The sequence below is a fragment of the Exiguobacterium alkaliphilum 12/1 genome (genome assembly GCF_000714435.1).
Classification (GTDB): domain Bacteria; phylum Bacillota; class Bacilli; order Exiguobacteriales; family Exiguobacteriaceae; genus Exiguobacterium; species Exiguobacterium alkaliphilum.
This window is the reverse complement of record NZ_JJMW01000019.1, coordinates 52,609-63,499: the sequence shown is the minus strand read 5'-3', so window position 1 is coordinate 63,499 and position 10,891 is coordinate 52,609. Positions and strand designations below refer to the sequence as shown.

At 56.0% G+C, this 10,891-nt stretch carries 10 protein-coding genes; 1 reads left to right on the top strand and 9 read right to left on the bottom strand.

Annotated features, from left to right (window positions below):
• Together rpoZ and gmk are read right to left on the bottom strand one after the other, a co-directional pair.
• Nucleotides 1-210, bottom strand: a complete 210-nt coding sequence (gene rpoZ, locus RT52_RS03215) for a DNA-directed RNA polymerase subunit omega (RefSeq protein ID WP_034806394.1) — start codon at nucleotides 208-210, stop codon at nucleotides 1-3.
• The gene (gene gmk, locus RT52_RS03210; RefSeq protein WP_081825825.1) at nucleotides 210-833 is read right to left on the bottom strand and encodes a guanylate kinase; all 624 of its coding nucleotides are present in this window, start codon (nucleotides 831-833) and stop codon (nucleotides 210-212) included. The genes rpoZ and gmk overlap by 1 nt, the downstream gene beginning before the upstream one ends.
• A 156-nt stretch (nucleotides 834-989) precedes the next feature.
• On the opposite strand from gmk, the gene RT52_RS03205 reads away from it, so the two are divergent.
• A complete protein-coding gene (locus RT52_RS03205) occupies nucleotides 990-2,678 on the top strand; it encodes an Rqc2 family fibronectin-binding protein (protein ID WP_034815053.1) in 1,689 nt (562 codons plus the stop codon).
• A gap of 196 nt (nucleotides 2,679-2,874) precedes the next feature.
• Here the strand turns inward: RT52_RS03205 and RT52_RS03200 are convergent, their stop codons facing one another.
• The 7 genes from RT52_RS03200 to carB all read right to left on the bottom strand — a co-directional run bounded on the left by RT52_RS03200 (nucleotide 2,875) and on the right by carB (nucleotide 10,891).
• Nucleotides 2,875-3,831: an FUSC family protein gene (locus RT52_RS03200; protein ID WP_034806401.1), complete on the bottom strand. Its 957-nt coding sequence runs from the start codon at nucleotides 3,829-3,831 to the stop codon at nucleotides 2,875-2,877.
• The gene (locus tag RT52_RS03195) at nucleotides 3,828-4,658 is read right to left on the bottom strand and encodes a DUF4097 family beta strand repeat-containing protein (protein WP_034815052.1); all 831 of its coding nucleotides are present in this window, start codon (nucleotides 4,656-4,658) and stop codon (nucleotides 3,828-3,830) included. The genes RT52_RS03200 and RT52_RS03195 overlap by 4 nt, the downstream gene beginning before the upstream one ends.
• A 104-nt stretch (nucleotides 4,659-4,762) precedes the next feature.
• Nucleotides 4,763-5,389, bottom strand: coding sequence for an orotate phosphoribosyltransferase (gene pyrE / locus RT52_RS03190; protein WP_034806405.1), 627 nt, complete (start codon nucleotides 5,387-5,389; stop codon nucleotides 4,763-4,765).
• On the bottom strand, nucleotides 5,373-6,077 hold the full coding sequence (gene pyrF, locus RT52_RS03185) for an orotidine-5'-phosphate decarboxylase (RefSeq protein ID WP_034815051.1): 705 nt from the start codon (nucleotides 6,075-6,077) through the stop codon (nucleotides 5,373-5,375). The genes pyrE and pyrF overlap by 17 nt, the downstream gene beginning before the upstream one ends.
• Nucleotides 6,052-6,978, bottom strand: coding sequence for a dihydroorotate dehydrogenase (locus RT52_RS03180; protein WP_034815050.1), 927 nt, complete (start codon nucleotides 6,976-6,978; stop codon nucleotides 6,052-6,054). The genes pyrF and RT52_RS03180 overlap by 26 nt, the downstream gene beginning before the upstream one ends.
• Nucleotides 6,975-7,694: a dihydroorotate dehydrogenase electron transfer subunit gene (locus RT52_RS03175; protein ID WP_034815049.1), complete on the bottom strand. Its 720-nt coding sequence runs from the start codon at nucleotides 7,692-7,694 to the stop codon at nucleotides 6,975-6,977. The genes RT52_RS03180 and RT52_RS03175 overlap by 4 nt, the downstream gene beginning before the upstream one ends.
• Nucleotides 7,691-10,891, bottom strand: a complete 3,201-nt coding sequence (gene carB / locus RT52_RS03170) for a carbamoyl-phosphate synthase large subunit (protein ID WP_034815046.1) — start codon at nucleotides 10,889-10,891, stop codon at nucleotides 7,691-7,693. Before carB ends, RT52_RS03175 begins: the two co-directional genes overlap by 4 nt.

Here is a 10,891-nt window from a genome sequence, read left to right as displayed (position 1 = left end):
TCATCCGTTGTTCTTTTCGTTCGCGATGATTGTCGTGTCACCCGAATACAGTTCTTCTAGCGCTTGTCCGACCGGCTTATACGATTTTGGCGCGGCAACTTTCGGAGCTTTTCCGTCCTGAATTTGACGGGCCCGTTTAGCAGCGACCGTCACGATCGTGTACTTCGACGGGATTGTACGTTGTAAGGCATCAATCGAAGGGTATAACATTAAATGACCTCCATCATGGCTTTTTTATAGAGAGACGCGACACGTTCACGTTTGCAATGCTCGGCCGTCACGATCGCTTTGATGCGTTCAATCGCTTTTTCGACTTCATCATTGGTCACAACGTAATCATAGGCATCCATCAATTCGATTTCTTCACGAGCGACGAGCAGACGTTGTTTGATGACTTCTTCCGATTCCGTACCTCGACCGACGAGGCGGTTGCGGAGCTCTTGCAGGCTCGGCGGGGCCAAGAATAAAAAGACGGCTTCCGGGAAGCGTTCCTTCACTTGGAACGCACCTTGGACTTCAATCTCTAAAATGACGTCCTTCCCACCTTCGAGCGTTTCGCGTACCCACTCGACCGGTGTCCCGTAATAGTTCCCGACGAACTCGGCATGCTCGAGCAATTGCTTATGCTCAATCATGTCTTCAAACTGTTCTCTCGTTTTAAAGAAGTAATGCACTCCTTCAATCTCACCTTCACGTGGTTTCCGTGTCGTCGCCGATACAGAATATTGAAGGTTGTTATCCTCTTCCTCACGGAGTACGCGGCAAACGGTTCCTTTGCCGACACCGCTTGGACCGGACAAGACGATTAATAAACCTCGTTCTTTAAAATTCAATGCATTGCCCTCCATCTTCTAACATCACATTTCATAATAATAGCAGTCCACCGATTGTTACGGCAAGAAGAAGTTCGGATTTCCTACTTCATCGTACCATATTTTCCGTTAATCTGATAACGTAGAGACAGAAAAAGAACAAAGGTGATGAGACTAGTGGCATATGATGGATTAATGACATACCGAGTCGTGACGGAACTTCAGGCGCTCGTCGGTGGACGAATCAACCGCGTCCACCAGCCGTATGCGCTCGACTTGATGATGCAAGTGAGATCGAATCGACAGAACGTACAATTGCTCGTGTCAGCGAACGCGATGTACGCCCGACTTCAATTGACTGATACCGCAATTAAAAATCCGCAAGAACCTCCGATGTTTTGCATGATTTTACGAAAACATATCGAAGGTGGATTTATCACGGCTGTCGAACAAGTCGGCCGTGACCGTATCATCGTCATTTCGGTCCGTTCGCGAAACGAGCTCGGTGACGAGGAGAACAAACGGGTGTATATCGAATTGATGGGGCGTCACTCGAACGTCGTCTTGACGAACGAGGACGGCAAAATTTTAGACGCCATCAAACATTTACCACCGTCCCAAAACACGTACCGGACAATCATGCCGGGTAGCGAGTACTTGTTGCCACCCGCTCAAGACAAATGCGACCCGCTGACAGAACGAGTGGAAGGATTAAAACGCATCGACTGGAATGCAGGCAAGCTCGATAAACAGCTCGTCTCAAGTTTCGCCGGGATGAGCCCACAAATCGCACAAGAAATCGTCTATCGGGCCAAAACGCCTAACCGCGCGAGTCTCGAGGCGGCGTTTGACAGTGTCATTGCTGACCTTGAAGGCGAATACGTCTTCCAACAGCTCGCCTCCGGAAAAGAACGGTTCGCTCCCGTCCGCTTGACGTTCGGTGACGTCATGTCAGAAGAGACGTATGACTCGAGTAAAGACGTGCTCGACCGCTTCTTCTATGAGAAAGCGAACCGCGACCGCGTCAAACAGCAGGCGCACGATGTCGAACGGTTGCTCAAATCCGAGCTCGAGAAAAATCAGTTGAAACGAAAACGTCTGCTCGATGATTTGAAGGCGACGGAACGGTCCGATGAGCTCCAAAAGTATGGCGAGCTGTTGACGACCTACTTATTCCAACTCGAGAAAGGGATGACCGTCGCTCACGTCGTCGATTATTATGACGAGGACGGTGCCATGATCGACATCCCACTCGACCCGCTCAAGACACCGAACGAGAACGCGCAACGCTATTATAAGAAATACAACAAATTGAAAGTCGCAAAAGTCGAGGTGCAAAAGCAAATCGAGTTGAACGAAGCTGAGATCGTCTATTTGGAGACGTTGATCGCGCAACTCGATGTCGCCGCGCCGTCTGACATTATCGAGATTCGAGAAGAACTCGCTGAAGGCGGGTATATCCGTCAAAAGGCGCAAAAGAAGAAACAGACGAAAAAGATTGCCCTCGAAGGGTACGTCTCGTCGACCGGCACGGAGTTTTATGTCGGGAAGAACAACACGCAAAACGACCATTTGACGTTCAAATTCGCACGACGTGACGAGATTTGGCTTCACGTGAAAGACATTCCAGGCTCCCACGTCATCATCCGTTCGGTTGAACCGGACGAGACGACACTCCTCGAGGCGGCGACGGTCGCCGCCTACTTCTCGAAGGCGCGTGCCTCGAGCGGGGTTCCGGTCGACTACACGAAAGCGCGCCACGTGAAAAAACCGAGCGGCGCGAAGCCCGGGTTCGTCATCTACACGGATCAGCAGACGGTGTACGTCACGCCGGATGAGCGGCTCGTCAAATCACTCCAGCAATGAGCATCGGCCACGTCGCATGACGTGGTCTTGTTTGTGTAGATTCTTAGTATTGCCTTCGCTGGCACCCTCCGTTGCTGGGGCGATGCGACGGAGACCCAGCAGCGACTTCACGTCGCGATGCGGCTCCGGGATTGCCTGAGGAAAGCGTAGGCGCCGAGCGGACGAGCATTTTTATGAATCATGAACACAGGCTCCGTCATCGCGACGGAGCCTGTGTTTGTTTCGGGTCATGTTTGAACAACTCAAGCTGTTCATGGTAGTCAAGCAAGTGCCCGTGCAAGATTTCTGAGACGGATAAGTCTTCATGGGGCAACGTGAACAGCGAGTACGGCTTATCACACGTATAGAGGATGTCATGGTGATGGGCGAGCAAATATAAAAACTCGGCCTCGAACGTCTTTCGATCCTCCTCATCCATCAATAAGAGCGCCTCGCGATGTTCCGCTAAACTCTCGAGCAAGAGGACGAGCTTGTCCTCAAGGTGAATCAACAACCGATATTGTTTAATCGTCAAATGCTTCAACTTCACGTTCGTGACTTTCATGTCCTCTTGTAGCATCATGTGCAGTTCTTGATGACCGAGGATGCGGGCCCTCGTCTCGAGCAGTTCGGCCGGCGAACCGACGAGTTCACGCCAATGATGGAACATATAAGACGACGTCTTCCGAATCTCGCCGAGGAGTCGCTCCTCGTAACGCGGCGGCATGAACGCATAGTTCACACCGAGCGAGACGAAGACACCGACCGCGGTCAACAACGACCGGGTCCACGCGTAGTGGAAGAAGTCGGTCGTCGGATTCTCGAGCATGAGGACGATGGCGAACGCGGCGTACGTCGACATATGCGTCTTATCGAACGTCGTGTTCAGCGTCAAGGCGACGATGACGGCGAGTCCGATTGAGATCGGGTTGACACCGAACGCATAGACGATGAGAAGGCCACACATCAGTCCGACCATCGTCCCGAAGATTCGACTGAAGACGATTTTTGACGAACGTTTGACGGTCGGCTGCATCGCGACGACCGCGGCGATGGCGCCCATACCGGAATAAATGCCGAACACGTACCACGATAACGCGATGGTGATGGCGACGGCGATGCCGGTCTTCAACGTCCGAAGACCGACTTTCGGGATGTATCGCTTATCCATCATCTCAACTCAACCTTCCCTGTCTCCGCAATCAAATCGATCGTCGGTCGGTTCGAGTTTGACAGCTGATACACACCGCTGCCAACCTCGTTGTAGCGTTCGGCAGCAGTCACGCTTCCTCCCGTATCGACGTTCACTTGACCAGTCGCATGTCGCGGCTCGAACGTGAGCGCTCCGGCTTCGGTTTGAACGGTCAACGCCCGGTTGACGACGATGTCGCGCACGGATGCCTCACGGTAAGAACGGATGTCCGCTTGGACGACCCGGACCGTCTCGAGCGTCACATCACTGCGCGTCTCGACACGTAGCCGGTCCGACTCGACTTTCGTCAAGTTGACCGCGTTCGCATCCAAGACGATCGACTTCGCAATCAACCCTTGACCCGTCACTTGCTCGGCCGTCACATCAATCGATGTCATCGAGCTCGGCAAGGCGACACGGATCTTATAGCGCGACGGGGATGCGCTCGGTCGGCTGCCGAACTGGCTGAAACGTCCGAACCGTTCGACGATTGAAATCGTATCCCCGACCGCCTTCACTTTGATCGTCCGTTCTTTCGAGTTCGTCTGTAGCACCTCGACTTGGACTTTTTCATTCGTGCTACGGACGAACTCGACGTTGCCATGCGCCGTCTCGAGCCGCAACTTCTTCATTTGATAACGGTCCTCATATTTGTCCCCGAGTGCCAACACGTCGCTAAATACGAATAAGTTCACGAAAAAGAGGGCGGGGAGGATGAGGAATACAAGGCCGAATGTGATTTTACGATGCTTCGGGACGTCTTGGAACCGTGCTTTCCACGACTTCCCTTTCATTCTAGAGTACGCCATATCTATCTCCTTCTTCATCTGCTTTCCCTATTCTAACACGTTCAGTATCCCATGATGCACATCGAAAAAGAATCCGCCCGGAGGTGGATTCTTCGAAAGGGTGATTATGATGTGACGCGTTCGCTCCAGCCTGTCGGATTTGTACGCCAGTCACGTAACGAAGCAGCTTCGTCTTCACGGATGATTCGCTTCTTGACGGCGACGTCGAGCAAATCCGATAAGGTCGTCAGTGCATCCGCAGTTAGGCCAGAGTCCAACAGGTTGATGGCGAGACGGTTCAAGCTGTACGAGAAAATCGCTTGAATCTTCACGACTTCGCCGCCCGCTGTCTCGACCGCTCGAGCGGCTTTGATGCTCGATTCCCCGGTCGACAACAAATCTTCAATCACGACGACACGAGCCCCTCGTTCGAACCGGCCCTCGATTAAATTCCCTTTGCCATGACCTTTCGCGCTTGAACGGACATAGACGAGTGGTAACCCGAGACGGTCGGCAACAAGCGTCGCATGCGGAATCCCCGCTGTCGCCGTCCCTGCGATGACATCGACGTCGAGCGGTCGAATCGCTTCGACGAGCGCGTCGACAATCAAGTTCCGAACCTCGGGATAGCTAAGCGTCAAGCGGTTGTCACAATAGATCGGACTTTTCAGTCCGCTCGACCATGTGTACGGGTTCTCCGGCGAGAGTGTCACGGCTTCAATCTTTAGCAATGCTTCAGCGATTTGTTTCATACGTTCGACTCCATTCGTTAAGGTAATGTGTGTAAGCGGCGTTCGGGTCAACGGATCGGGTGATCGGTCGGCCGACGACGATGGCGGACACGCCGGCGTCGCGGGCTGCCTGAGGCGTGGCGACGCGTACTTGGTCGTCGGCTGCCTCGTTCAGTCGGATACCCGGCGTCACCGTCAAAAAGGTTGAGCCGAGCGCTTGGTGAATCGCCTCGGCTTCATGGACCGACGCGACGACCCCGTCGAGCCCCGCCCGTTGTGCCATCGACGCCTGCCTAAGGACGGCCTGTTCGAGCCCATCGCGAATGTGTAGCTCATCGGCGAGCATCCGTTCATCGGTCGACGTCAGTTGAGTGACCCCAATCAATCGCGTCGTGTCGGTCACGTCACGCAATCCATCTAACGCATAGCGCATCATCGTCTCGCCCCCAAGCGTATGGACGTTTGTCAATTCGACGCCGAGGCGACCGATTTGACGGAGCGTCCGCCGTGCCGTCTCTGGGATGTCATGGACTTTGACGTCTAAAAACACCGGGTACCCTTCGCCGACGAGCCGTTCGACGAATCGCCCTCCTTCGCGATAGAACAGCTCCATGCCGACTTTTACGGCCGGTCGTGCCTCGATGCGCCGTAACAAGCGAAACGCATCGTCCGCCGTCTCGACATCAAGCGCGAGATACAGTCTGTTCATACGCTTTCCCCCTCACGTCTAAAATATGATTGATTCCGAGTTCGTCAAGTCTGTGCGGCAACGCTTCAATAATCTCTTGGCAGACGTACGGATTCTCAAAGTTGGCCGTTCCGACGGCGACGGCCGAGGCGCCCGCATAAATGAACTCGAGCACGTCATCGACCGACCGCACGCCGCCCATCCCGATAATCGGGATATCGACTGCTTGGGCGACCTCGTATACCATCCGGATCGCGACCGGTTTGACGGCCGGCCCTGACAGCCCCCCGATGCGGTTGGCAAGAATCGGTCTCCCCGTCGTGACATCGATGCGCATCCCGACGAGCGTATTGATCATCGTGATGCCGTCGGCTCCGGCCGCTTCGACCGCCTTCGCCATGTCCGTGATGGACGTGACGTTCGGTGACAACTTGACGTACACCGGTTTGGATGAAGCCGCTTTGACGAGACGGGTCAGTTCGGCCGCCATGACCGGATCGGTCCCGAACTGCATCCCGCCACACTTCACGTTCGGACACGAGATGTTCAGTTCGAGCGCTTTCACGGTCGGGTCCGCGCTCATCGTCTCGGCGACGTACATGTATTCTTCCGGCGTTGAACCGGCGACGTTCGCGATAATCTCGGTATCGAACGTTGCGAGAAACGGTAGCTTGTCCGATACGATCGCTTCAACACCGGGATTTTGAAGCCCAATCGCGTTCAGCATCCCTTCTGCCGTCTCGGCGACGCGCGGCGTCGTGTTACCGAACCGCGACTCGCCTGTCGCCGCCTTGATCATGATGCCGCCAAGCATCGATAAATCATATAATTTCGCGAACTCTTCTCCAAAGCCGAAACAGCCGGACGCCGGCATGATCGGATTTTTTAACTGGAGCCCGGGTAAATCGACATGTAACCTCATAGCGTCACCTCCTCTGCTCGGAACACTGGCCCGTCGCTACACACTTTGACATAACCGCCAGGCGCCTCGCACACACAAGCGAAGCACGCCCCGATGCCACATCCCATCCGGTTTTCAATTGAGATGAAGCGCTCTTTGATATGCGACGCCGCGACCGCCTTGAGCATCGGTTCCGGTCCACAGCTGAACAAGACGTCGGCCTCGATGTCCGCGAGCGGACCGGTCACAAATCCGGCTTCCCCGTAGGAACCATCGACCGTCGTGATGATCGTCTCCCCGAGCGCACGGAACGCCTCTTCATAGAACACACTTTCTTTTGTATCAAACCCGAGAATCGCAATCGTTTTAATCCCCCGTTCCGTGAGCAGCCGTCTCGTATAATAGAGCGGCGGCACGCCGATGCCACCACCGACGAGGACGACACGCTTACCCGTCTGTTCGAGTGGAAACCCGTTGCCGAGCGGACCGAGGACGTCTAATACGTCACCCGGCCGCCGTGCAGCGAGGTCTTGTGTCCCTTTCCCGATGACTTTGTATAGGAATGTCACGACGTCCCCCTCGACGTTCGCGACCGACAGCGGGCGCCGGAGTAACTCGGACGTCTTCACATGGAAGAACGTCCCTGGCGCGATCACGCTGTCCTCGACCGACACTTTCATCTCCATCGCCCCTTTTGCGATTGGATGATTCGACAATACGGTTGCGAACTGTCTCATACGCTCACTCCGAACTCGGTGAATGCCGGCAGGCTCGTCGTCTGGAACGAGAGGCTCTCGATGACTTGGAGCAGCGCCTTCACCGTATCGAGCGACGTCAGGCAGAGCACCCCTTGCTCGGCCGCGGCCCGACGGATGATGAACCCGTCTTTCGTCGTGAGGGCGTCGCGTGTCGTCGTGTTCAAGACGATGTCGACACCACGTTCGATGACGCTCAGCATCGTCTCGCCTTCCTCACTGATTTTCCCGACCCGTTTTACTGGAAGTGCCGCTTGCTCGAGCGCGTGTGCCGTACCGCTCGTCGCCATCAATCGGAATCCGAGCCGATGGAACCGCCGCGCGATGTCGAGCGCTTCGGCTTTATCTTGATCGGCGATTGTCAACAGGACGTTCCCTTTCAAGGCGATCGTCATGCCGGCGGCGACGAGCCCTTTATACAGCGCCTTCTCGAGCGTCCGGTCGGTCGCCATGACTTCACCGGTCGACTTCATTTCCGGCCCGAGCGTTGGATCGACTTCTTTTAGTTTTGCGAAACTGAATACCGGTACTTTGACCGAGATGGCGTCCGCTTCCGGATGCAAGCCGGTCCCAAGCCCGAGGTCTTTCAAACCCGTCCCGAGAATCGCCTGCGTGGCGATGCGCGCGACCGGGAGGCCTGTCACTTTCGAGATGAACGGGACGGTCCGGCTCGCCCGTGGATTGACCTCGATGACATACAAATCGTCGGCATAGACGAACTGGATGTTGAGCAGCCCTTTTATGCGGAACGCCTTGGCAAGTTTAATCGTGTAGTCGACGACTTGTCGTTTCAACTCGTCAGAGAGTCGCTGTGGTGGATAGACGGCGATTGAGTCGCCCGAGTGAACGCCAGCCCGCTCGATATGTTCCATGATGCCCGGGATATAGACGTCCGTCCCGTCACAGATGGCGTCGACTTCAATCTCGATGCCTGTCAAGTAGCGGTCGATGAGTACCGGGCGCTCTTTTGAGGCGACGACGGCATGGCGCATGTAGCGTTCGAGCTCCGACTGCTCATACACGATTTCCATCGCCCGTCCGCCGAGCACGTAGGACGGGCGGACGAGGACCGGATAGCCGAGCATGTCGGCACAGGCGACGGCTTCTTCGACCGTCACCGCTGTCTTCCCTGGTGGCTGGGCGAGTCCTTCTTTTGTCAACGTCGCCTCGAACGCTTTCCGGTCTTCGGCGCGGTCGAGGTCCTCGAGTGACGTCCCTAAAATCTTGACGCCTTCCGCTTCGAGCGAGGCCGCCAAGTTGATGGCCGTCTGACCGCCGAACTGGACGATGACGCCGAGCGGCTGTTCGTTCCGAATGACTTCGAGCACGTCTTCGGTCGTGAGCGGTTCGAAGTAGAGCCGGTCCGAGATGGAGAAGTCGGTGGACACCGTCTCCGGGTTGTTGTTGATGATGATTGCTTCATAGCCCGCGTCACGAATCGTCTGAATCGAGTGGACGGTCGCATAGTCGAACTCGACGCCTTGTCCGATGCGGATCGGACCCGAGCCGAGGACGAGAATCGACGGTTTTTCGGTCTTCACGGCCTCGTTCTCGACTTCGTACGTCCCATAAAAGTACGGCGTCTCCGAGGCGAACTCGGCGGCACACGTATCCACCATCTTATACACTGGCCGGACACCCCAGTCGTTCCGGAGCGATGTGATCGTCTCCACATTCTCGTTCACGATCCGGGCGATCATCTTGTCGCTGAAGCCGAGTCGTTTCGACTCGACGAGGCTGGCTGGTGTGAGCGGTTCACGCCGGAGCGTCGCTTCCTGTTGCCAAATTCGGGTGAGTTTCGACAGGAAAAAGCGGTCGATTTTCGTCAACTCATGTAACTGCTCTGGCGAATACCCGCGACGAAGCGCCTCATACAGCATCCATAACCGCTCGTCGGTCGGCGTCGTCAACTCGCGTTCAAGTTCATGTTGACTCAATTGTGCGAGTCGCGGCACGGCCAGGTCCTCTATCCCGAGTTCGAGTGAGCGGACGGCCTTGAGGAGCGCCTCTTCGACGTTACGCCCGATCGCCATCACTTCCCCAGTCGCTTTCATTTGCGTGCCGAGACGGCGGTCAGCCGATTCGAACTTGTCGAAGGCGAAGCGCGGAATTTTGGCGACGACGTAGTCGAGCGCCGGTTCGAACGAGGCGTAACTCGTCTCCGTCACCGGGTTCTTCAGCTCCGACAGCTTATAGCCGACGGCGACCTTGGCCGCGAGCTTGGCAATCGGGTAGCCCGTCGCTTTCGAGGCGAGCGCCGAACTGCGCGACACGCGCGGGTTGACTTCGATGACGTAGTACGTGAAGCTGTCCGGGTCGAGGGCGAACTGGATGTTGCATCCCCCTTCGATGCCGAGGGCGCGGATGATGTCGAGCGAGACGCTACGGAGCATCTGATAGTCGCGATCCGACAACGTCTGAGTCGGGGCGAAGACGATCGAGTCGCCCGTATGGACCCCGACCGGATCAAAGTTTTCCATCGCACAGACGATGATCGCCTGGTCGCTCGAGTCGCGCATGACCTCATATTCGACTTCTTTCATCCCGGCGATCGACTTCTCGAGCAACACTTGTGTCACCGGGCTCGCCTTGAGACCCGACTCGACGATTTGCTCGAACGACGCCCGGTCATGGGCGATCCCGCCACCGGTTCCTCCGAGCGTGTAGGCCGGACGGATGATGATCGGATACCCGATTTGCTCCGCGAAGCCCCAGGCCGCGTCGAGCGACTGGACGATCTCGCTTTCCGGTACCCCGTGGCCGAGCTTGTACATCAAGTCGCGGAACTGTTCCCGGTCCTCCGCTTGTTCGATGGCCGACAGTTTCGTCCCGAGCAATTCGACACCGCAGTCCGCCAAGACACCGCGACGGTCCAGTTCCATCGCCAAGTTGAGTCCGGTCTGGCCGCCGAGTGTGGCGAGAAGCGCGTCGGGACGCTCTTGACGAATGATCCGTTCGACGAACTCCGGTTCGAGCGGTTCGATATAGACACGGTCCGCCGTCGTCGGGTCGGTCATGATCGTAGCGGGGTTCGAGTTGACGAGGATGACTTCGTAGCCTTCTTCTTTCAAGGCAAGACATGCCTGTGTACCAGCATAGTCAAATTCTGCCGCCTGTCCGATGACGATGGGGCCTGATCCGATGACGAGGATTTTCTGAATATCTGGTCGTTTTGGCAT